The 25,873-nt window shown below is 37.4% G+C and carries 11 protein-coding genes; 10 read left to right on the plus strand and 1 reads right to left on the minus strand.

The genetic code is table 11. The features are described 5' to 3' along the window. Positions 1 to 74: 74 nt before the first annotated feature. The 10 genes from FJ218_02975 to FJ218_03020 all read left to right on the plus strand — a co-directional run bounded on the left by FJ218_02975 (position 75) and on the right by FJ218_03020 (position 23,786). Positions 75 to 560 carry a hypothetical protein gene (locus FJ218_02975; protein ID MBM4165873.1) on the plus strand — a complete coding sequence of 162 codons (486 nt, stop codon included), beginning with the start codon at positions 75 to 77 and terminating at the stop codon, positions 558 to 560. A 4-nt stretch (positions 561 to 564) separates the two neighbouring features. Next, positions 565 to 2,067, plus strand: coding sequence for an aldehyde dehydrogenase family protein (locus FJ218_02980; GenBank protein MBM4165874.1), 1,503 nt, complete (start codon positions 565 to 567; stop codon positions 2,065 to 2,067). Between the two features lie 38 nt (positions 2,068 to 2,105). Next, a complete protein-coding gene (locus tag FJ218_02985; protein MBM4165875.1) occupies positions 2,106 to 3,119 on the plus strand; it encodes a hypothetical protein in 1,014 nt (337 codons plus the stop codon). 4 nt (positions 3,120 to 3,123) lie between these two features. Next, on the plus strand, positions 3,124 to 3,459 hold the full coding sequence (locus tag FJ218_02990) for a YbjQ family protein (GenBank protein ID MBM4165876.1): 336 nt from the start codon (positions 3,124 to 3,126) through the stop codon (positions 3,457 to 3,459). Between the two features lie 29 nt (positions 3,460 to 3,488). Further along, complete coding sequence (locus tag FJ218_02995; GenBank protein ID MBM4165877.1) at positions 3,489 to 4,763, plus strand: DUF1015 domain-containing protein; 1,275 nt, start codon at positions 3,489 to 3,491, stop codon at positions 4,761 to 4,763. Then, the gene (locus FJ218_03000; GenBank protein MBM4165878.1) at positions 4,763 to 5,680 is read left to right on the plus strand and encodes a multidrug DMT transporter permease; all 918 of its coding nucleotides are present in this window, start codon (positions 4,763 to 4,765) and stop codon (positions 5,678 to 5,680) included. The genes FJ218_02995 and FJ218_03000 overlap by 1 nt, the downstream gene beginning before the upstream one ends. A gap of 47 nt (positions 5,681 to 5,727) precedes the next feature. Further along, on the plus strand, positions 5,728 to 6,138 hold the full coding sequence (gene mce, locus FJ218_03005; protein ID MBM4165879.1) for a methylmalonyl-CoA epimerase: 411 nt from the start codon (positions 5,728 to 5,730) through the stop codon (positions 6,136 to 6,138). 83 nt (positions 6,139 to 6,221) lie between these two features. Then, complete coding sequence (locus FJ218_03010) at positions 6,222 to 8,219, plus strand: excinuclease ABC subunit C (protein ID MBM4165880.1); 1,998 nt, start codon at positions 6,222 to 6,224, stop codon at positions 8,217 to 8,219. 209 nt (positions 8,220 to 8,428) lie between these two features. Beyond that, on the plus strand, positions 8,429 to 23,401 hold the full coding sequence (locus FJ218_03015; protein MBM4165881.1) for a hypothetical protein: 14,973 nt from the start codon (positions 8,429 to 8,431) through the stop codon (positions 23,399 to 23,401). 88 nt (positions 23,402 to 23,489) lie between these two features. Then, positions 23,490 to 23,786: a hypothetical protein gene (locus FJ218_03020; protein ID MBM4165882.1), complete on the plus strand. Its 297-nt coding sequence runs from the start codon at positions 23,490 to 23,492 to the stop codon at positions 23,784 to 23,786. A gap of 96 nt (positions 23,787 to 23,882) precedes the next feature. On the opposite strand, the gene FJ218_03025 is transcribed toward FJ218_03020, so the two are convergent. After that, positions 23,883 to 25,871, minus strand: a complete 1,989-nt coding sequence (locus FJ218_03025) for a (Fe-S)-binding protein (protein MBM4165883.1) — start codon at positions 25,869 to 25,871, stop codon at positions 23,883 to 23,885. Between the last annotated feature and the right edge of the window lie 2 nt (positions 25,872 to 25,873).

The following is a 25,873-nucleotide window of genomic DNA, read 5'->3' on the forward strand; positions in this document are numbered from 1 at the left end:
AGTTCAATTTTTCACTTCTGTACATTCCTATTTTTTAGTAACTTCGCCCCGATTTTTTTCTAATTTACTACTATATGACACTTTATCTTCTCTCTCGACTCATACATTTCATCGGCATAGGAATTTTATCAACTTCACTAATCGGTGGATGGATTCTTCATTCAGCGTATTTGCGAGAAAAATCGCTGCAAACACAAGCGCAAATACTTCGTTACTTAAAACCGATTGGTCTTCTTGGTCCCATTTCGTTGGGAGTAATGCTTCTCACAGGTATAACAAATATTATTGGATTAGGATTTTCAGGGATGAGCGAAACCATATCTATGAGATGGCTTGCAGAAAAACTTACATTATTTTTTATTGCGGCAATCAATGGAATTATATTCGGAATTCGTTCTGCAAAACGTGGAAAATTAGTAGCCGCGATGCTTTCTGAAAATTGTCCTCCAGATGCGCAAATGCAAAAAGAAAAATTCGATAGAAGTGCAAAAATATTTTTCTATGTGCAAGCAGTATTATTTGTTGCTATACTACTTCGTTCAATATTAAAATATCAGTAATACGATGAGAGAATATCAACTCTATATCAACGGAGCATTTCAGGAAAGCACATCAAAAGAAACTTTTGATTCGCTCAACCCATTTAATCAAGAAATCGTCGCGCGGGTATCGCGGGCGAATGTTGTAGATACGAAGGAAGCAATTACTGCGGCAAGGAATGCGTTCGATACTTCAGATTGGAAACGTATTTCCGGTAACGAACGAGCGGCAATGTTGAAAGCGGTTGCCGATAAAATTAAAGAAAGAAAAAACGAATTAGAAATACTGGAAATTGAAGACAGCGGTTCAACATTACGCAAAGCGAAAGAAGATATTTTTCTTTCGGGAAAAAATATGAATGTGTTTTCTCAGTATGCAGTAATGGATTTCAACGAATCGCTCGATAGAGTTTCTAAAGCAGGGTTCAGTAAAAATTATTTGTATCGTGAACCCATTGGAGTTGTTGCGGCAATTATTCCATGGAATTTTCCACTGAAGATGGCGATTTGGAAATTAGGTCCAGCACTTGCGGCAGGAAATACTGTTGTGTTGAAGCCAAGCGAAGTTACTCCTTGCACTGCAATGGAACTTGCAAAAATTTTTGACGAAGTCGGTTTTCCGAAAGGTGTTGTCAATATCATTCCAGGATTTGGCGAAGACGTTGGCGAAGAACTTGCAAAAAATCCACTCGTTGATAAAGTTACTTTCACCGGTTCAACTGCAATTGGAAAGCGTGTGATGAGTTTGGCTTCGGTGAATTTAAAAAAGTGTACGCTCGAATGTGGAGGAAAATCCGCAAACATTGTTTTGGATGATGCAGATTTGGAAATGGCAATTGATGGAGCGATGTATGCAATTTTTTATCACCAAGGACAATGCTGTGAAGCAGGTTCACGTTTGTTACTTTCAGAAAAAATTCATGACGAGTTTCTTTCAAAACTAGTCGAGAAAACAAAAAAGTTAAAACTCGGAAATCCAAAAGATAATACAACAGAAATTGGTCCTTTGGTTTCAAAAAAACAACAAGAACGAGTTTTAAGTTATATAGCGCAAGGCAAACAAAGCGGCGCGAAAATTGAAATCGGTGGAAACATTCCATCAAATTCTGAATTGCAACAAGGGTTTTTTGTCGAGCCGACAATTTTTTCAAGCGTAAATAATAAATCAACAATCGCACAAGAAGAAATTTTTGGTCCAGTTCTTTCTGTAATAAAATTCAAAACAGAGCAAGAAGCAGTTCAACTTGCGAATGGTTCTATCTATGGGCTTGGCGCAGGAGTTTGGTCGAAAGATGCAGAGAAAGCAATGAGCGTTGCAAAACAACTTCGCGCTGGAACTGTTTGGATAAACGAATGGCATTTGCTTTCCGAACATGCACCGTTTGGCGGATACAAACAGAGCGGAATTGGAAGAGAATTTGGAATGGATGGAATGAAAGAATATTTTGAAACAAAACATTTGCACGTTGACGAAGTTGGCGAGCGTTCAAAAAAGTTTTGGTACGATACCGTTGTACCCAAAAAATAATACGAGAAAATAAATTCAACAATAGAAGATTCCCAATTATGAAATCACTAAATTTATCTGCAACATTATTATTTCTTACTATAATATTACTTTCATGCTCGAAGCCGAAACCTGAAAAGGTAATCGTTAATGAATGGAGCGATTATCACGACCCTGCGTTTGGTTTCAAAGTGCAGTATCCGAAAAATTGGTATTCGATGGGTCAATCGGGCAAAGCGATATTTTATCTTTCCGAGGAAATAGCGAATAATTTTTTAGATCCAGTGAACGGAAAAAGAACGGGTGCAGAAATTTCCGTACGTGCAGAACGTGCAGAAAATGGTATGACAATTGACCAACTATTACTTGATGCAAAAAATGAACTCCAACAATTTGGCAACATTAAAGAAGAAACCAAAATAACGATAGCGGGAAATGAAGGTATAAAAGTAACGTTTGAAACTCCGATAACAACAAAACTTTCTATTTGGGGATATTCTCTTTTTATTTCCGTAGATACGTTATTGTTTGAAATCGGATTTCGCGCTTTCGGAGATTATTATGAAGCGCATAACGATGTGTTTGCTGCTGTTGAAAAATCATTTGTTCCACCAACAATAATTCCGAAGACCGATAGTCGTCCGCGTCCTTCTGAACAATTTGATACGTACGATACGCAGTATTTTACGTTGGAATATCCATCGAATTTCAATTTTACGTCGCCGAGTAAAGGAAGCAATGAGTTTGTTATTGAATTAAAAGGTGAACGATTGGATTGCACGATTCGCTTGGATATTTTTGGCGCCAATAAATGGACAGTCGAAAAAGTATTTGAAGATAATTTGAAGAAGTACAAATCTGTGAAATCGAAAAATGAAACAGTGATCGATGGATTGAGAGCGATGTTTGTCAATTATTCGCCTGCAAATAATATCGAAAGCCGCGCATATTTTCTTGTGAAGAACAACAAAGTGTACCGCATCACACTGAATTGGTTTGCGCCGGAAAAAGAATTGTATATCGGTGCATTTGAGAAAATAATTCAATCGCTGAAAATAAAAGACGTGCAATGATGTTATGTTCAATCGAATGTTTATCACAACAGCATTCACACTCGACGGATATTCGATTACTCGAAACCTCGGTGTTGTGCGCGGAATAACTGTTCGTTCACGCTCACTCATCGGAAATATTGGAGCGGTGTTTCAGATTCTTGTTGGTGGAAAAATTTCATTGTACCAGCAACTCTGTGAAAAAGCGCGTGAAGAGGCGTTTTCGATAATGATTGAACACGCCGAAGAGATCGGCGCAAATGCAATCATCGGTATGCGATATGATGCGAATGAAGTTGCCGGTGGTGTTACCGAAGTGCTTGCGTACGGAACTGCTGTAATTGTGGAAAAATGTAATTGAGTTTTATCAATAATCATAAAAATAATTCTATGCCTCAATTTCTTCCCTTTAAAGGTATTCTGTACAATCCTAAAAAAGTTTCTTTCGATAATGTCGTTTCTCCTCCGTACGACGTAATTGGCAATGAATACCAGCAAGAACTATATGAGCGCGACGCGTACAATTTTGTAAAAATAGATTTTCCGAAAGAAGAGGAGCGTTATGATATTGCATATCAGCGATTGAAGGAATGGGAAAGCAAAAATATTTTTGTACAAGATGCAGAACCTACAATGTATTTGATGGAACAACAGTTTACTGCATTTTCCGGCTCGCATACTCGACGCGGGATAATCGGATTGTGCAAACTCGAAGAACTATCAGAGCATTCTACAATTCGTCGTCACGAAAAAACTTTTCCCAAACCGAAAGAAGACCGATTGCGATTGCTCGAAACAACCTCTACGCATTTAAGTCAAGTGTTTTCATTTTTTTCCGAAACTGAATTTCTCAACGACGAACACTTTGCGTTGCTTTGTCCAAAATCTCCGTTGATAGAATTTGAATTCGAGAATGTTACAACGAAACTCTGGAGAATTACTGATAGTCGATTTCATCAACAGGTGAACGATAAATTTCAATCGCTTACGTTTGTTCTTGCAGATGGTCATCATCGCTACGAAACCGCTTTGGAATATCAACGAATGATGAAGAAAAACAATCCTCATCACAACGGTAACGAAGGATACAATTACGTAATGATGTATGCTACCAATATGGTAAATGAAGGACTAGTTGTTTTACCAACACACCGTATAGTAGAAAAGCAAATTGATATTGATGCGTTTCTTCATCAACTTCACGAAAATTTTATTGTGAAATATTTTTTTTCGCTGCACAAATTGCTTAAAGGAGTTCAACTGCGAAAGTATCTCTCGTTTGGAATAGTTCTGAAAGATTCACCAATCTATTATCTTGTCAATTTTAAGGACGAACGAAAGATTCGAGAGTGGCAAATGAACATCACTCCTGATTTGCAGCGGCTCGATGTTTCGATTGTTCATAATATTTTTCTTGAAAAGTTTCTTACCATTTCGCAAGACGAACAATCATCAGAATCCGGTATAGAGTATGTGCGCAATCCCAGTGATATATCGAAAAAAATAAACAACGATAATGCGCAGATTGCTTTTATTCTAAATCCTCCAAGCATTAACCAGGTGTATAATGTCGCTGTTTGTGGCTCTACAATGCCGCAAAAATCTACATACTTCTTTCCGAAACTTCCTTCGGGAACCGTTTTGTTTGACACGAATAATTTCTGATGTTTAGCGAACGTACGCTTATCGCTGCAGCGTTTATCGTAACGTGTGTTATATGGGGTTCAACGTGGCTTGTCATTCGTATCGGACTTGCAACGATGCCGCCGTTTTTCAGTGCGGGAATTCGTTTTCTCATTGCTCTTCCATTTTTGTACGGTTATATGAAATGGCAAAACGTTCACAATCCATTTCAACTGGAACAACGCTGGCTTATTTTCGTTATGGGAATATTTTCTTTTGGCATTGCTTTCGGGATGGTGTATTGGGGAGAGCAATATGTTCCTTCGGGATTGACTTCAATTTTGTTTGCAATCTATCCTTTTGTCGTCGCAATTTTTCAACATCTTCTGATGAAAAATGCCACACTTACGTTACCGAAAACATTGGGAATCGTTTGTGGCTTTATTGGCATCGTAGTAATTTTCTATGGAGATTTTTCTGTTCGTGATTCGCAGATGATATTGGGAATGATTATGATTTTGCTAAGCGCCGTGATTCAAGGATTTGTTGTCATCCTCATAAAAAAATATGGACACGATGTTCACCCGTTTTCACTCAATTTCGGTGCAATGTCAATTGCTGCGCCATTATTATTGTTGACCAGTTTTATTTTTGAACGAGACGCACATATCGAATTTACAAGCACGGCAATTTTTTCCATACTCTATCTTGCTCTCATCGGTTCGATAATAACGTTTGCCTCATACTATTGGTTGTTAAAAAGAATTGAAGCAGTGTATCTTTCACTCATTGCATTTGTTACACCGATATTAGCAGTATTTCTAGGCGCAATTGTGCTGAATGAAAAACTTGAATTGAAAACTTTTCTTGGAGCAGGAATTGTTCTTTCTGGAATTTTGATTGCGAATAGCGGAGAGTTTTTTAAGCGGATAACAAGGAGCGTAGAGCATAGAGCATAGAGTTGTAATTATTCTAAATCTGTAATATAAAATTGTAATCTGAAAGAATGTTCACTCGATTAAATCACATCGGTATCGCAGTAAAAAATCTTGATGAAGCGTCGAAGAAATTTTCTGTTGTGTTCAACAAAGATTTTTCCCACGCAGAAATTGTTGAAGAACAAAAAGTAAAAGTTTGTTTTGCTGAAACGGGAAATATGCGAGTGGAATTACTTGAACCAATTGCAAACGATTCTCCGATTTCAAAATTTTTAGAAAAGAGGGGAGAAGGGATTCATCATCTTTCTTATGAAGTTGATGATATTGAAAAAGAATTGCAACGTTTGAAAGAAAGCGGAATTCAACTCATAGACGAAAAACCAAAAGTAGGTGCGGAAGGATTTCTCGTTGCATTCCTTCATCCGAATTCTACGAATGGCGTATTGATAGAGATTAGTCAAAAGATGAAAAGTAGTTGAGATTTTGAGAAGTTGATAAAAGTAACTCTTGTTATACGAAAATTTGTAGCAAGAGTTTTTTTATTTTATGCTCGAAATATTCTATGAACGAAGCGCTTAAACTTAAACTCGAAAGCATTCCGACAAATCCCGGCGTGTATCAATACAAAGATGCAGAAGGGAAAGTAATTTATGTTGGCAAAGCCAAGAATTTACGGAATCGTGTGCGTTCGTATTTTCAATCGTCAAAAAATCTCGATGCTAAAACGAAAGTGTTGGTTTCTAAAATTTCTGATGTTGAATTGATTGTTACTGATAACGAAATTGAATCACTTATCCTTGAACAAAACTTAATAAAGAAATTTAAACCGCGTTACAATATAATGTTGAAGGACGATAAAAGTTATCCTTTTATTGTTGTAACGAAAGAACCGTATCCGAGAATCTTTGTAACAAGAAGAATTTTTCGCGACGGTTCAAAATACTTTGGTCCGTACACGGATGTAAAAAATATGCGCGAGTCGTTGAAACTCATTCGGGAAATTTTCAAAGTGCGCAGTTGCAATTATTTTCTCGATGCAGAAGTAGTGCGAAAACGAAAAGTGCGTTTGTGTTTGGATTATCATATAAAAAAATGCGATGGTCCGTGTGAAGAATTGATTTCCGAATTGCAATACAACGCAATGATTGACCAGGCGAAACAAATTCTTAAAGGAAAAAGCGCGTCGCTGATTCAATCGTTGGAAGAGGAAATGCAAAAACTTTCCGACGAAATGCAATATGAAGAAGCGGCGGAAGTGCGGGATAGAATTCGCGGTTTGCGGCAATACGCAGAAAAGCAAAAAGTTGTTGACCATGAATTTACCGATAGAGATGTGTTTGCACTTGCGATTGATGGCGATGATGCGTGTGGAATTGTTTTCAAAATACGGGAGGGAAAAATTTTGGGCAAGCAGCATTTTTATCTTTCCAACGCTGAAGGAAGAAACGAGTCGGAAATGCTCGAGCAAATTCTTCAACATTATTATCTCGAAGCGGATTTTATTCCGAGCGAAATTTTTCTTCCGAAAGAAATCGAGAATGAAGAAACGATTTGCAAATGGTTAAGCGAGTGTAGAGCAGAGAGCAAAGAGCATGGAGTTCGGAACGTGGAGATTGTTGTTCCGAAAATTGGCGATAAAGCGAAGTTAGTTGTGATGTGTGCAACGAATGCGAAATTGTTATTGCAGGATTTGAAATTGCAAAAAGAAAAGCAAAAAAATTTCGTTCCGCATAACGTACGCTCGTTGCATAGAGATTTGCGATTGCCAAAACTTCCGAGAAGAATTGAGTGTTTTGATAATTCCAACATTCAAGGAAGCGACGCGGTTGCATCTATGGTTGTGTTTGTTGATGGAAAGCCGAAGAAAAGTGAATACAGAAAATTCAAAATCAAAACTGTAGTTGGAGCAGATGATTTTGAGAGTATGAAAGAAGTGGTGTTTCGCAGATACAAACGTGTGTTGGAAGAAAATCTTGAAATGCCTGATTTGATTGTGGTTGATGGAGGAAAAGGACAGTTGTCGTCAGCGATTGAAGCTTTGAACGAGTTGAATGTTGCGAGTTACGAGTTTCGAGTTCGTGGGGAGCAGGGGAGTAATGGAGTGATGGAGAAATGGAGAAGCGGAGTAACAGAGAATGAAACACCTTCCACCTTCCACCTAACACCTAAAATTACTGAACACGCAACTCGCAACTCGCAACTCGTAACTATCCCGATTGTCGGTCTTGCAAAACGACTTGAAGAAATTTTTCTTCCGAATGAAAGTGAACCGATTTTGCTTCCGCGTTCTTCTTCGAGTTTGAAATTGTTGCAGCAGATTCGAGATGAAGCGCATCGTTTTGCAATTGCGTTTCATCGTTCATTGCGAACAAAAAGAACATTACAAACGGAACTTGATTTAATTGAAGGTATTGGGAAAAAACGCGCGAAAGAATTGCTCGAAGTTTTTGGCTCGGTACAAGGAGTTAAATTTGCAACGGAAGAACAACTTATTGAAGTAGTTGGAGAAAAAGTTGCAGAGAGTATTAAGGAATATTTTGAAGAAGTTAGTGCAAAGTAAAGTGATAATTTTTTACATAATAATGAATGTAGTTCTGTACCAAAATATTGTAAACAGAACTGGCTTTCATTACTGACAATTTCTTTTTATTGCCCACTGTTTTTCTTGCACAAAAAATAAGAGAGATGTATATTTGCCGCGACTGTTGACAATTTTTTAATGAGGATTTTCTGTATTTCTCTTTGAGTTTTTATAACTTCAGCCATTTTATGATACAATCTCGTGCACTACGAATTCTAAATCGTTTTTTTCTACTCTGTACATTATTTGTTGCTCTCGCATTTTATTCTTATCCCACGTTCGCACAGATAAAGAATGCGATAGATTCTGGCGATTGGAATAACCCTTCAATATGGAGTGGTAATGCAGTTCCTACAATAAATGATACTGTTGTTATCAGTGGTACAGATGAAAGTCCGATTACCGTCAATATTGAACAAACCAATGCATTGTGCGCATCATTATCAATTTTACTGACAGAAGGTTCTTCGCAAAATTCGAGTGTTTTGAAAATTACAACAAACAGAACACTAACAGTATCAGGGAATATTATCGTAGATGGCGAACTTCAATGCACGGGTTCTGAAGTTATCAATATCAGCGGAAATTGGATAATGAGCGGAGATTTTATTCAAGGAAGCAGTACTGTACGTTTTTTTGGCGCACTGAATCAAACAATTGGTGGAGGTCCAACATTTTATAACTTTGTTGTTAATAAAACTGGAGGAATTCTATTGTTATCTGAATTGCATTGTTCAGTGAAAGGCAATTGGATTGATTCTGCAGGAATTGTGGATTTGGGAGAATACTTGATGAGTACGCCAAATGCTGTTGGAAATTTTGTTTTAGCAGGCAATACGAAATTACGTATCGGCGGTTCGAATCCGTTTCCTTCTGGATATGCTAATTATTATTTGTCTTTAACAAGTATTGTAGAATATTACGGAAACGGCGCACAAACAATAAACAACGTTGGATACGGTAATTTACTTTTTTCCGGTGTTGGGAAGAAAAATGGAGAACAATCTTTAACTATCAATAAAGACTTAACCATTAGCGAGGGTGCAACATTTGATGGTAAGTCGCAAAAAACGCATCGTATTGCAGGAAATTGGTTGAACAACGGAACATACCTTACTGCTGCTGGAAATACCGTCGAATTTTTTGGTACTGATACGCAAAGAATTTTTGGTGCTGCGGAAACACAGTTCAGAAATTTACGTATTAGCAAACCAAGTGGTAGCGTACTGAAATTAGATACAAATGTTAAGATTGTCAGTAAACTTCAAGTCTATAGCGGCATTTTAGATTTATTCAATTTCACTGCGAACAGAACTACTGCCGGTATTCCTTTAACCGATTCGTTGACTGTGTTGGGGACTTCGCAATTACTTATAGGAGGTGAAAATAATTTTCCTGTCAATTTTCCTAACGTTTATTTTTCTCCGACTTCTACTTGCAGATATTATGCAAATGGTAATCAATCAATCTCTTCGCAACATTATAATCATCTTGAATTAAGTGGAGGTGGTATTAAGACCGGAAGCGGAAATATTGGTGTTGGAGGAAATTTCACTGTTGATGAAAATATACATTATGCAGATGGTGGTTTTACGGATTCATTGGGTGGAAATGTTTTCGTAGGTGCAAATGGTTCATTTTTAGCGACAGGAATTACAAAATTTAACGGAACAACGATACTCAACGGCAACGGAAATTTTACGTTTTATTCAGTTGAGATTTCTAATTTTATCAACGATAACGGGAAACAGTTTTTTGTAAATGGAAACTGGATAAACACAGGAACATACTCGGCGTTTGGAACTGCGGTATTTAGTGGAACTGGCAATCAAGAAATCAAAAGTAGTAATTTTTATAATATAGAATTCAATAATATTGGAAACAAAGTAATTAACGGCGCACTGCAAATATCAGGAAACTGGATAAATAACGGAGCCACGCTTACGCTTACGAACAATGTAACTTTCAATGGAATCGGAAATCAAAGCCTTACGAGTAGTGGAACAGTGTTGAAATCGTTAACTGTGAATAAAAACAATGGAACGCTTTTTTTAATGGATAATATAATTCTTGATAGCGCTCTTTTCGTTCAAATAGGAATAATGAACGACAACGGCAATCAAATTATAATCAAAGGAAATTTTGCCAATGATGGTACGTTTCAAGGTAATGACGTAATAATTTTTGACGGCAACACAGTTCTTTCCGGGAATGGAAATACAAAATTTACAAACGTAATCATTAGCAATTTACTTACTCATGACGACGTAACATTTTCCGTTTCAGGAAATTGGAATAATGCGGGAGTGTATCTTCCAAGTAGTGGAACAGTTATATTCAACGGAAACGAAGCAGGCGTACAAACAATAAGTGCTTCAATATTCTCCAACATTATTTTTTCAAATTCAACTCCTAAAAATATAACTGGTGAACTTGTCATCAACGGCGATGTATCTTTCAATAATGATGTTACTGTTACATTAGGAAATTTTTCGCATACGGTTAATGGAAATTGGACGACAAGTCCAAACGCAACGTTGAATGCACAAGGTTCGGTACTTCGTTTTAATGGAACAGATAATCAATTTATTAACGGAGGAACATTTGATATCTTGCTTTTCTTAAATAGCGGCGTAAAAACAATTACAGGAAATATTTTCGTAGAAGATAGTATTGCGATTATTGATGGCGCGGAAGTGAACGGCGGAAATGCAATAATAACGATTGCTGGAAATTTTCTAAACAATGGATTTTTTTCTTCTGCTACAAGTACGCTTTCATTCAATAAAAACGGAACATCGTATCTTTTAGGCGACACGAATACTTATGCGTACAATATCTTCGTTGCAAACGGAACGACAGTTGAAGTAAAGAGTGGAAATATTTTGTTTCTTGAAGGAACGCTCACAGAGAACGGTTATATATTAGGAACGCTTGAAACCGAACAAAATCTCAGTTCAGCAAACACGTTGTATTCGTTTGGTGGAATTGGCGCCAAAATTTTATTCAATGGAAATACATTGGGATTAACAACGGTTCAAAGAATCAGCGGAATTATTCCTGATGGTTTTGATGGACAAGTTGTAAAAAGAAAATTTATTGTTGCTCCAACAAATGTTGGTCCGTTTGATGCACAACTTACATTACAATATCATCAGTCGGAAATCAACGAACAAACGGAGGAAAAAATTAAATTATGGCGCGCAGAATTAAATAGTTCTGTTTGGGAATTAAAAGGTTCAAGTTTTAAAATTACTGGTGAGCGTTCTGTTACCGATACCAACGTAACTCAATTTTCGCAGTGGGCATTTTCTTCCAATCTTATTCGAAGATTTGTAGTTAATAATAGTTCGTGGCACATTGATACTAACTGGAGACCCGTTGGAATTCCTACAAGTTCAGATAGCGTGCTTATTCCTCTCGATGCACTTTGTACCATCGAAGAAGATTCAGTAGCGAACGCAGGAATTGTCAATGTACAAGGCACATTGACGATGACAAATGTGTGTACGCTTAATGTTGCTGGTAATTTTCGATTAGGTGCTAATGCTTCGTTCAATGTTGGAAATGGTGTAATCAATTTTAACGGAACAGAAACACAAGAGATCGATGCATTGAATTTTTACAATCTTTCTTTTGCAAATAGCGGAGAAAAAAAATTTAGCGACGATTTTTCTGTTGCAAAAAATGTAGTGATAGGCAATGGAGCCGTTATTAATATCGGCGAAAATAATGTTACTGTCGCAGGCGATTGGAAAAATAATAACGGAACATTGTTTGCAACCGGAAATTCTACCGTTACGTTGAACAATAATACGAATGGAAATCAAACAATTGACGGTGGACAATTCAGAAATCTCGTTTTGGGCGGAAATGGAAACAAAACCGCAATTGGTGAAATTACAGTTTTCAGAAATTTTCAAATTGATGCAAATGTAACATTCATCGGTGGGAATAATACTCATCGTATTGGCGGAAATTTTTTGCAGAACGGAAATTTTGTTTCCGCTAATTCTTCAATATACTTCAACGGTAACACGCTTCAACAAATCACCGCTACGAATTTTCACAATATTCGTTTCGGCGGCGGAGATACGAAAACTATTTCCAATGCTTTGACCGTTACGGGTAATGTCGAAATAGATTCAGCGACCATGTTTGATGTCGCAAATTTTTCGCTGATTGTTGGTGGAAATTGGATAACAAACGGAATTGTTCAGAACGCCAATTCGCTTACAATGATTGGCGACGGAACTTCTTTTTCCGGCGCAACTTCCCCTACCATAAAAAATTTAGAAATTCAGGAAAACGTAACTGCTACGAGTGGAATAACTGTTACTAATTCACTGATTGTTGCAAACCAAAAAAGTTTTACACAAACTTATGGAACAACGCAATTCTCCGGTTTTATTTCACTTACGGGAAATGCAAATTTGTATTCAGCGAAAATAGTCGGTGGAAGTTCGCTAACACTTCAAACCAATTCGCTGCTCGGTATTGCAGATTCGTTTATCATACTTGGAAATTTTGATGCAACAACAAATTCGCCAACGTATGTGGAGTTCAATAAAGAAACTGACCAAACGATCCCCGCTGGAAGTTACGATAACATTTCATTTCTTAATGGAGGAACGAAAACAGTAAATGGAAACATATCTGTGATGTCTGATTTTTTTATTGACGGACAAACAACGTTCACTGACGGCGGAAAAACAATTACCGTGAAGAAGAATATTGATAACAATTATGCGTATGTTGGAAATGGCACGATTCACTTTACTGATAATTCTTTGTTTTTGGGAAATGGAACATTTACTTTCACTGACGTTGTTGTAAATGCAAATAAAACGCTCAACGTTGGCGCAAGAGAAATTATCGTATTAGGAAATTATTCGAATGTTGGCGCGCTTATTTCAGATAGCACCGTAATTTTCAGCGGAAATACTCAGCAAACAATTTTTGCTTCTTCATTTAAGAATGTACTCTTTGGAGGGAACGGAAAAAAAATTTTACAACGTTCGCTTTCTGTAAAGGGAAATCTTGTTATTGAAGATACACTTGACGCGGCAGATTTTACTGTATCAATTGCAGGAAATTGGATGAACAGCGGAACGTTCCTCAGCGGAGATAATTCTGCTGTTGTATTTAACGGTGCGGCGCAAACAATTTCTTCGAGCGATTTTCGGAATCTTACGCTTTCCGGAAATGGAAAGAAAACGTTAAACGGAAATCTGAATATTGACGGAGAATTTTCATTGAATGGTGTTGAATTTGATGCCAATGGCAATACGATTTCTGTTGCCGGAAAATGGACGAACAACGGCACATTCGTTGCTACAAATTCAACAGTGATATTTGATGGAAATGGAAATCAATCCATTGAAGCAAGTAATTTTGCGCACGTTATTTTTGGCGGTGGTGGTGTTAAAACTTCAAACGGTGTGCTCGCTATTATAGGCGACGTACTTATTAGTTCTACTTTTTCAGCGGGAAATTTTCTACATACTATAGGCGGAAACTGGACTAACAGCGGTACATTCCATCCAAACATAAGTTCGTTTATCTTTACAAAAAACGGAACCGTAGAGTTTTCTGGAAATACGGCGTTCAATAATCTTACCGTAAATGCTGGCACAGTAATACATATTGCAGACGAAGATACTATTGAATTGCGAGGAAATATTTCGGAAAACGGATATGTTCGAGGAATAATTTTAAAACAAGAAAACCTCAATGCAGAAGGTTCATACGTGTTTGGAAATATCGGCGCAACTATTTCATTTACCGGAAATCTTCCGGGAATAACAACGATTACTCGTATCACAGGAAAATTTCCTCCAGGATTTGATTCTACGGAAGCGTTAAATCGTTATTATTCGATCCAATCAGCATTTGCACCAACAGTTGCTTCAATAACATTAAAATATAATGAAGCCAATGAGTTTAATGTTGCATATCAAAAAGAAAGTCAGTTAACGTTATGGAAAGGAAATGCAAACGGAACATCGTGGTTCAATCAAACGCAAAGTATTGTAACAACGGTGAATAATTCCGTTCAGTTGAATAATGTTACGGAATTTTCTTTGTGGGCGATTTCATCAACGCGATTGAAGAGATTTGTTGCAACGAATGATACGTGGAATAATCCTGCAAACTGGTCGCCGCGCTCACTTCCAACGTCTATTGACAGTGTATTTATTCCGTTAGGAACGAAAGCGACAATTGATGAAAACGCAGTTGCAATTGCCAAAGGAATGTATATTCAGGGAACGCTTTCGGGAAATATGAGTTCTTCATTAGAAATTTTCGGTGAATGGCAAAAGAGCGGAACATTTACAGCAAACGGAACAACAGTAGAATTTCTTGGCGGCAATCAACGTATTTCTGCTTCCAATTTTGGTAATGTGGAATTTTCGGGAAATGGGATAAAAGTGTTTGCCGCATCCGTTTCCGTTGAAGGAAATATATTGATTGATACGAACGTTACACTTTCTGCTGGAACGTTTTCGCATACGGTCGGTGGAAATTGGAACGACAATGGAATGTTGGATGCAGGAACATCAAAATTTGTTTTTACAAAAAACGGGAACGGAATAATTTCCGGAAAAACATATTTCTTCGACGTAGATATTTCAAATCAAAGTACAATGACCGTAAGTGCAGGAGATACCATTACAATCAGAGGTTTGTTGAATGAAATCGGGAGTGGCTATCTTCTTGGTAATGTACGTTCGATAAAAAAATTGAATGACCCGTTGACCTTTTACAATTTCAGTAATCTTGGCGCTACGATTAATTTCACTGGTCCAATTTCTCCGGAAACTACAATTGTAACACGAACAACGGGAACTGTTCCAACCGGATTTGCAGTGAATCAGGCGATTACAAGATATTTCCATATTACGTCGCAATTTGCGCCTGTTTCGGCATCACTATCGTTTAAGTATAACGTTGTGCGCGATTTGCAAGGATTAGAAGAATCGCGATTAAAATTGTGGAAGAGCACTAATGACGGAAATGAATGGTTTATTGAACAAAGTTCAGTAGATACGCAAGCGCATACTGTCGAAATTCTTGTTGCCGGAAGTTTTTCTTCGTGGGCAATTTCACCATCACAAGTACGTGTTGCAGGAAATGCTCAAACACAATGGGATAATTCTGTAGATTGGTTGCCAACCGGAATTCCCAATGTTTCTGACAGTGTTTTCATACCGACAAATTATGAAGTTACCATTCCGCAAACATATACTGCGCAATGCAGAAGCATTTATATTGCCGGAATGCTTACAATGTCGGATGGAGCGTTGTCAATTTCAAGAAATTGGAAAAAAGAAACAACAGCAATATTTAATGCTGGAAACGGAACAGTTCTTTTTATCCGTAATGATGGCGGAGTTCAAAATATCAGCGCAAGTAATTTTGCCAACGTTGCTTTTAAAAATAACGGAACAAAAAATATCCAAGGCAATATTGTTACAAGCGGCAGTATTTCCATTGACGAGAACGTTTTTGTTGACGCTTTTGATTATTCTGCAACCGTTGGAAAACATTGGCTCAATAATAACGGAGTTTTTTCTTCAACTGGAAACGTGTATTTCAACAGCGCAGATTCGCAAGCGATACGGTACGGAACATTTCGTGATGTGTACTTTATGGGAAACGGAATAAAAAAGTTGTTTAGCACCAATATATTTCGGAACGTAGAAATTGATACAAATGTAACAGTAGACGGAGGAACTTCGACCGATTCTGTAAAAGGCAATTGGGTAAATAACGGAACGTTTATTTCCAAAGGTTCTGTTGTTTTTGTTAGCAGCGAAGAACAACATCTTTCACAAAGTAATTTCAATAATATTATTTTTGTTGGGACGGGGAAAAAAATAGCCAACGGAGTTTTAACAATATCCGGGAACGTAACGTTCATTCAAGGTTCAACGTTTGCCGCAGGAAATTATACTCACACGGTGAGTGGAAGTTGGTTTAAGTTGGGCAATGCTGAATTTCAATCTGATGAGTCAACAATTGAATTTAATGCGGCAAGCGGAACGTCGCAACTTATCAGTAAAGGCAATTTCTATAATCTTCGCTTCTCGAATGAAGGTGGAAAAACTGCGCAAGACGATTTATTCATTGAAGGTAACGTTGAAATTCTTTCCAATTTTAACGGAGGAAATTTTACACATACCATTGGTGGCAACTGGACTGATAATGGCTCATTCACTACAAATAATGGAAAAATAATTTTTACCAATTCAGACACGGCGTATTTCAAGGGCAATACAGTTATCAATGCATTGCGAATTGAAGCGAATACGACGCTGAAAATAGATAGCGGAAGTTACATAACAATACTCGATACGCTCATTGAAAATGGATATGTGTTCGGAGAGTTACGTACGACGCAGCGTGTACATTCGTCATCGGATACGTATGTATTTAACGGCATTGGAACAACAATTACCATCCCTACGAATGATGATTCATTAGGAAATGTTATTGTAAAAAGAATGAGCGGTAAAATTCCGACGAACTTTAAGGATTCGACTGCAATTCTGCGAACGTACGAAATTCAAACAAGCCGAAGTACTTTTTCTGCAAACATTGAAATGACATTCAATCGTGAAATAGAATTGAATTACCAGAAGAACGCTCACTTAAAAATTTGGTCAAGCAGTGATAATGGAGAAATATGGAAACGCCTTCCCGAAAGCACGTTTGATAGTGTAACGAATATATTTTCCCTCAACAATTTTGATTCCGATTCTCTCATTACATTTGCGTTTTCTTCGTTGATAGGAAGGAGTCCTGTTGTCCTGAACGGTTTGTGGGATAATCCCGATGTTTGGAAGCCGGGAGGAGTTCCTACATCAGCAGATTCGATTTATATTCCTTCGGCAACGACGCTCATAATTCCGAATGGATATTCTGCTTCCGTTGGAACAATGAATATTGCTGGTACACTTACACACAATGGAGGCGACAGTGCAATTCACGTTTTTGGTAACTGGAGGAATTCTGGAATTTTTAATTCGGGAACAGGAATAGTGGTGTTTGAAGGTGCGAATCAACAAATTGGAAAATCGGAGTTTTACAACGTGAAGCTGAAAGGAAGCGGAGTGAAATCAGCAGTAGATTCACTGACGTTTGAGAATCTATCAATAAACGGCGTAACGTTTAACGATAATGGAAATCAAATACGTATCAACGGCAATATTGATATTGCTTCGGATTTCACTGCATCGGGAACGACGATTTTTGACGGAACAACAGTACTATCCGGGTCCGGCGATTACAATTTCAACAATGTTATCATTAATGGCTCATTAGATGATGGTGGAATCGGATTGAATGTTGCTGGAAATTGGAGAAACAACGGAACGTTTATTTCGAGCGGCAACGCTGTTTTAAAAGGAGCAACGAATCAACAAATCTCATCTGGAAATTTTTATAATCTGGAAATAGATAAACCGAGTGGAACTGTTCTGCAAAACGGAAATATTTTCATAGAGAATGATTTTGTGTTGTACAGCGGGAAATTTACAACACAAGGGAACAATCTGAATATTGGCGGTTCGTTTACGTTGCATGATGATTCGCTGTTTGCAAATAACAGCACCATTAGAGTTGGTGGCGATTGGAATCGTAGCGGCGCATTTATTCAAGGAACTTCAACAATTGCGTTTAACGGAACACAAACGCAAAACATTCTTGATTCGACTATGTTCCATCATCTTGTTGTCAATGGAACAAACAATAACATTCTTGCAAAAGAAAACATCACGGTTGACGGTAATTTTACTGTTGCTTCCGGCAATTTTAACGATGATGGCAACATCGTTTCGTTGAAAGGTAATTTGCATGTGGATTCTAAATATTTTGGTTTTGGAACAATTCAATTTTTGGATTCGACATTTCTTTCCGGCAACGGACTAATTATTTTCAATAATGTAGAAATAGTAAATTATTTCAACGATGGCGGATTAACCTTTTCCGTGAAAGAACATTGGAATAAACATTCGTTTGCACAATTTGTTGCAACTGGAACTGTTTCGTTTAACGGAAGTAATTCTCAACAAATTTCTACTTCCCCTTTTCATCATATCGAATTTGCAAACAACGGTGTGAAAACAATTTCCGGTCAACTGAATGTATCTGGTAATATAGATTTTGTTGATTCCTCGTTGGTGAAATTGAATACGGTGCTGTATGTTGCTGGAAATTGGACGATAGATTCAACAGCATCATTTACTGCGATGCGTTCGACGGTAATTTTTAATGGAACAGATACGCAGCACATTAGCGAAAGTAATTTTTACAACGTACAGTTTGAGAACAGTGGAACAAAAATTGCTAATGGCAATTTCTTGATTGAAGGAAATTTCAAGAATCAAAATCCGGCACCGTTTGTTGCAGGAAATTATACTCATACGCTTGATAGTAATTTTATCAACACTGGTACATTTATACCGGGTACCAGCACAATTATTTTCAACAACGACGGCGATGCGTGGGTGCAAGGAATTTCTTCGCCGTTTTACAACATTGTCATCAATGAACAAACAACATTGCGCACGTCGAATAGTTTGAAAATCATTTTGTTACATTCACTCACGGAAAACATAGCGACGACGGGAGGCAATTTGTTTGGAAGAATTGAAAAAACGGAATCTGTTACGTTACCGGAATCAACATATTCCTTTGGTAACATCGGAGCAGAAATGAAATACAGTGGAAATTCTCCGGGAGTAACGACCATAGAACGTATTTCTGGAGAATATGTTCGCGGGTTCGATAGCAATGCGGTTATTAATAGAGCGTACTTTCTTTCTGCCGAAGATTCTTCGATAAATGGTTCGTTAAAATTGTTCTACAATGTTCGTGAAGTCAACGGACAAGACGAAAATACGTTGTATTTGTGGAAATCGTTGGACAGTGGAAAACAATGGATAAAAATTGATTCGAGTAAAAAAACATATTTGGAACAATCTGTTACAACGATGGGAGTAGATACATTTCAATACCTAACGTTTTCACCGTTTGTTAGTCGTATTGCAAGTGGATCGGGAGAGCTGTTTTGGAACAATCCGAAGAACTGGAGACCTGAAGGAATTCCAACCAAGAGCGATAGTGTGTTTATTCCTTTGGGAAAAGTAGTTACTATCGATTCTAATTCATCCAAAGCAGAATGCGGAAATATTACGATTGATGGGCAAATCGGTTTTAACGGAAATTATTCATTGAACGTTTGGGGGAATTGGAAAAAGAACAATACTTTTTCTTTTCCTAATGGAACAATAGTGTTTGCAGGAAAAAATCAATTTTTGAACGCAACGCAATTTAATAATGTTGTATTCGGTGGAAGTGGAATAAAAACTGCAAGAGGAGAAATAACAGTAACAAAGATTTTAGAAATTAAAAACGGCGTTTCATTTGTTGATAGCGGATATCAAGTAACTGTATCGAATAATGTCCATGTTGATGGTGAATATCTTGGAAGCGGAATCTTATCGCTTGAAGGTAATACGACGTTGCTTGGCAATGGAACGTTTCGTTTTGGTACAGTAAAAATAAATTCAAGCGCAGTGTTAAATGATAACTGGAAAACTATTTTTGTATCAAAAAATTGGGAAAAAAATAACGGAGGAATATTTAATTCGAACGGTATTGTAACGTTTACAGGAATTGATACACAAACTATTTCTGCAAGTAATTTCTACACTATTCATTTTAGCGGAATTGGTCGCTGTGGTTTGAGTGGAAATATTTTTGTCAATGGAAATGTGGCCATCGGAAACGGAGCGCAAATTTTTCCTCAATCGTTTGGAGTTCGCGTGATGGGAACGTGGGAAAATAACGGTGATTACAATAGATTTGCAGCAGGTTCGGATACTTTAAATGGAAACATTTCGGGAAATTCTGAAACAAAATTTAATAATCTCATCATAACCGACACTGTTTTTACTGCGTCAAGTTTTCAAATACAAAAACGACTTGAAATAGAAAACAATGGAATGATTCAGCAAACCAATGGCGTGGTAACGTTCATTGGTTCCGATACATATATTCGAGGGAAAATGCAATTAAACAATATTATCATTCCTCAACAGCATTCATTGAAAATTGAACCTGCTTCATATCTTCGCATATCGGGAAGTATTAATGGGAACGATTTGAACAACGTTATTATTACAGCAGATACCTCATCAGTAATCGAATTTAATGGTTCTGGGGCGCAAACAATTCCTGCAATTGTTTATGGTGAACTTCGTTTGTCCAATACGGGAAATAAAACTGCTTATGGTCCCGATAGAACACTCAAAATTTTGCGAGAACTCCATATTGATACACTTACAACGTTTAAGGATAACCGCGATTTAATCGTGCTTGAGGGTTCCATTATTAATAAAGGAAATTACGTTGCCTCCGGTACGTTAAGAGTAGATAACAATCAAAGTATATCAACGCTGTTTGGAACAGGTTCGTATCAGTTTAATCATATCATTATTCTTGACGACAATACACTATCTACTGAAAGTTTATATGTTGCAGTAAAAGGTAATTTACAAAACACCGGAATACTGAAAACATTCGGCACATTTGATTTTAACGGTGTTGATGTTTCGCAAGAAATTGAATCAAGCAATTTCTATAGCGTTCTAATCAGTGGTTCCGGTGTGAAAACAATTACAGGAAAACTTACCATTGAAAAAGATTTAGTGATTACAACAAATGCGGAACTGGAACTGGGTTCTTCACGCCATACATTAAAAGGAAATCTCATCGTGAATGGAACGCTCAACCCGCAAACGAGTAAAATATTATTTCAGGGAGATTCATTGCAGACGATTACCGGTTCAACAACAGTGCCATTTCATAAACTTCAATTGTTTAACGAAAATAACGTATCGTTGCATGCGCATATTATAGTAAAGGATTCATTAAGAATTGCCATGGGAAAACTTATCACCAATGCGTATTCTGTTTTGCTAGATACTTCAGCGAAATTGTATGAAATTTCCGGAAACGAAATTTTTGGAAAAGTTATTGCAGACAGAACATTACGATTGAATGAAAATAATACATTCAATGATATAGGATTGGAAATTACTTCTTTTGCTCAGAATTCCATACGAACGAAAGTAGAACGAATAACCGGAACACAATTAAACGGTGTTGGAGATTCAACGTTTGAAAACCATCATTCTATCGCGCGTTATTTTGACGTAGCATTTCAAACATCTACGAATTTTCGGGGAAATATTTTACTTCATTATAATCATGCAAATGATACTATTGGACAAGAAGAAAATTCATTTCGGCTATGGACTTCTACTAACAACGGAGATTCTTGGTTCGGTTATACGAAAGAAAGCAGAACAAATCCGGTTTTTGGCGATAGTGTTATTGCCGACAGTGTAAATGTTATCGTTCCTTCTATGCGGTTTACTCTTGCTGATACGAATAATGCATTGCAAGGAAATAAAGTGCAGATTGTTTCTTATCGAGTAACTGATACGAATTTCGTGAATATGCTCAATCCGAATTTACAAAATTGGACATTTGAAATTCGTAAAGGAACAATCGGAGGGGAGTTGATAGGAGAAGTTCTGGCAAACGATTCGCTCACGATAAACAATATCAAAGATGGAAGATACTATGTTATTCAAAAAGATAGCATTCATTGGAAACACGTTGGTTATCGAGTGAGCGGCTATCAAATTGATGATACGATAGATAGCAGATTGAATAATATTTCGTTTGAAATTTATGGCGGAACTACATCAGAGATTTCGATATATAATTTTCACAAAAATATACTTACCGTTCGAACATTTCTTGACGAAGATAAATTGCTTTCAACGACTAATGACCAGCTTCCAATCGCGTGGAGATATATTCTTTATAAAGATGATATACGCCACAGTGATACGATTGCGGGCGTTTGGAATCTTGATAGATTAGTTGACGGAACGTACACAATAGAGAATCACGATAGCACTGGATGGACACCGCTTGGATTCGCCTTGAATGGCATCATTAGCGTGGATACTTCAAGAAAAGTTACATTAAACATCAACAGCGGAACCATAGATACGATAGATTTTATCAATTTTCCAACGCAAGAACGCTATATATCGTTTACACAGGAAAAATGGAAAATTATTCCTAAGAAACTTGCACGACAATCCAATATTCCTGTTGCTATGCAACAAAAACCAACAATAGGAAACATTGCCGATAGCGCATACGCAAAAGTGTATGCAAAACAAAAAGACGGATTGCTGCTTGGAATTTCATTATCCAAAAACAGATTGAAAGAAGATACGCTTGCGTTCATCCAAATCGTTAACAAGGCGGAATATGTGCGTTCGTTCATTGGTCATACGGGAACATCAAGAGGATATGAAAAGATGCAAGGTGTATATCGCAATCCCAAACGTATTTCGCTCTATAATAATAAACTTGCCGGAGAACTGTTAACACTGAAAATGAACATTGCAATGAGTGATGCTCGCATTGCATACCCGCACCTTGGAGAAATATATTATTATCCAACAGATACAACGAGTATTTTATACAAAAAAACGTTAAGACAACTTGCGCGTACTGTTGACACTATGTTGACGTTCTGGAAATTCCATTCCGTCGGAAATAGTTCTGACATTACGTTTTATTCAGCATTATGTTCTTCGCTCGTTGAAATTAATCATGCATTTGATGTACCTGAATCTCAAGTTGAATTTGATACGGCAAACGGTGTATATTCACCCTTAAAAATAACGTCGAAAGGAAAACTGTTATATCGGGTTCCATTTCTGCGTCAAGATGTTACAAAAACAGATACCGTTGCAGAATCAACGTATGCAAATCCTACGACGTATAGATTATTGCAAAATTATCCGAATCCATTTAATGTTACGACAACAATTCAATACGAACTTCCGTATGAAGCGCGCGTATCAATAAGTGTTTATAACATTCTCGGACAACGAGTAGCAACACTATTTCAAGATGAATTGAGGTCTGCAGGTCCAGATGAAGTAATCTTCGATGCGTCGCATTTTTCCAGTGGGGTATATTTTTATCGAATGTCAGCAAAAGCAACGGAAAATTATACAGGAGAATTTATTGAAGTGAAGCGTTTCGTATTGCTTAAATAATAAAAGTGTTTTACCTTTATGTTCAATGAAGGTGACTCAATAATAAATAACAAATAAAAATCATCATAAATCAAATAAGGATATCTTTATGGCAGAACCAACCCCGAGTACCGGGAAATTAACTATTCAAGCAGAGATTGAAAAACTTGCAAAATCCTGCGCCTCACTCAAAGACACAACAAACAAAGTCCGTGATAAACTCACTCCCGTGTTGCGTCGCGAACAAGCAGGAAAAGGTCCCGCTGGTATTTCTACTGAGTTAGCAGCGCAACTTCGTGAAGCAAAACAATCATCACCAATGTTGGAATCACTTCTTCTTCAAGATGAAAAAATCTCCGAAGTGCAGAATACATTGAGCGATGTTTTATCTGCTCTCGATTTCTAAACACTTGGCGAATTTCTGAAAAGAAATTCTCTTTCCATCTCTTGCAAGAGAAGTACTCTGGTACGAAAAGGCGATTCTTCCCGAATCGCCTTTTTTTTAACTATTCGAATGTTTCATTGCTTCGGAAACGATTTCTGCAACATCCCTCACATTCGTACGTTCACTTGCTTCCTTCGCTTTTACACCATCTGTCATCATCGTCATACAAAAAGGGCACGCCGTAGCAATTGTTGAAGGATTAAGCGAAAGCGCTTCTTCTGTGCGTTCAATGTTCACTCGTTTTCCAATAGTTTCTTCTAAAAACATTCTTCCTCCTCCTGCTCCGCAGCAAAATCCTTTGTCTTTTGAACGCGGCATTTCAAGTAATTGTAATCCACGAATGGATTGCAATGTTTTTCGTGGCGAGTTATAGTTATTATTGTATCTTCCGATGTAACACGAATCGTGATAGGTGATTGCTTCTCTGATTTCGTTTGATAACGTTATTCTTCCTTCTGCAATCAGTTGCGAGATAAATTCTGTGTGATGCAAAACATCATAATTTCCTCCGAATTGTGGATACTCATTCTTAAAAATATTAAAGCAATGCGGACAAGATGTAACAATGATTTTGAAATTGTATTTCTTCATTGTTTCAATATTTTCTCGCATTGAGAGTTGCGCAAGGTATTCATTTCCGAGTCGTCGTGCAACATCACCGTTACATTTTTCTTCCAAACCAAGTATTGCAAAATCAATGTTCGCTTGTTGCATTATTTTCACGAACGCTTGCGTTACTTTGATATATCGGGCATCGTACGAACCCGCGCAACCTACCCAAAACAAAATTTCTGCATGTTGCTTTTCTGCAAAAGTAGGAACAGTGAGACCTTGTGCCCACGCAGTGCGTTCCGAGTGACTAAAATTCCAAGGAGTAAAATTTCGTTCAAGATTTGAAAAAGTAGTTTGCGCTTCTTTCGGAATGCGCGATTCATTTAATACTAAATACCGCCGCATATCAACGATAGAATCTATATGTTCGATTTGAACGGGACATTCTTGAACACATGCCATACACGTTGTACACGCCCACAATTCTTCTTCAGTAATGTATCCGTCAAGTAGCGGTTTGCTTAAATTTACTTGTTCGCTCTTGATGGAACTGTACAACAATGATGCTTTTTCCATAGTGCGTTTTCTGATGTCTTCAATAATTTTTTTCGGAGAAAGCGGTTTTCCCGTGATGTTCGCAGGACATGAATCCGTGCAACGACCGCATTCTGTACACGTATATCCATCAAGCAGTTGTTTCCACGATAAATCGTCCACATCATTTGCACCGAACTTTGTTGCATTTTCATCTTCAAGGAAGAGTGGTTTGAGTGTACCTCGTGATGAGAATTTTGCAAAGTACACATTGAAGAATGAAGTTATTATGTGGAGGTGTTTTGAATACGGAAGAAAGTTGAGAAATCCGAAAACAAAAACTATATGCATCCACCAATAAAATGCAAACCAAAAATGTGCATCGTGAAAAACAAGAGGAGCAAACAGTGACGAAAAAACACGCATCGAATCCGAAGACGTTGGATGCACAAACATTCTTGCGGAGTTTTGTCCGAACATTGAAAACATAATGCAGAATATGACAATGAGCACAAAGGCGGCTTCTATTTTTTCTCTTTTCGTGCCTCGTAAACGTTTCGGAACAAAAACAAATCTTCGAACTAATGATAAAAACACTGCAACAACTACGAGAAAAGCAAGTACCTCTTCTAAAAAAATTAATGGGGCATACAATCCGCCAAGAAATGAAAATGAGAATCCAGCAAATAATCCTTCTCCGATTGATTCCAAAACTGCAAGAAGTAAAATATTAAATCCCCAAAAAATGCAAACATGTAAAATCCCAGCATACGGTTCGCGAAGCAACTTGGTTTGTCCCAAAGCGACAGCAATAACATTGTCCATGCGTTTTTCATAATTATTGAATCGTGATTCATCAGGCTTGCCGATGCGAAGGTACAATATTAATCGGCGTACGTTGTAAGCGAAGAATGAAAGGGAGGTAATAAGAAATACAAAAAAAAGTATTGGTGTGTTCATAA

It is taken from the genome of Ignavibacteria bacterium, assembly GCA_016873775.1.
Taxonomy (GTDB): Bacteria; Bacteroidota; Ignavibacteria; order UBA10030; family F1-140-MAGs086; genus JAGXRH01.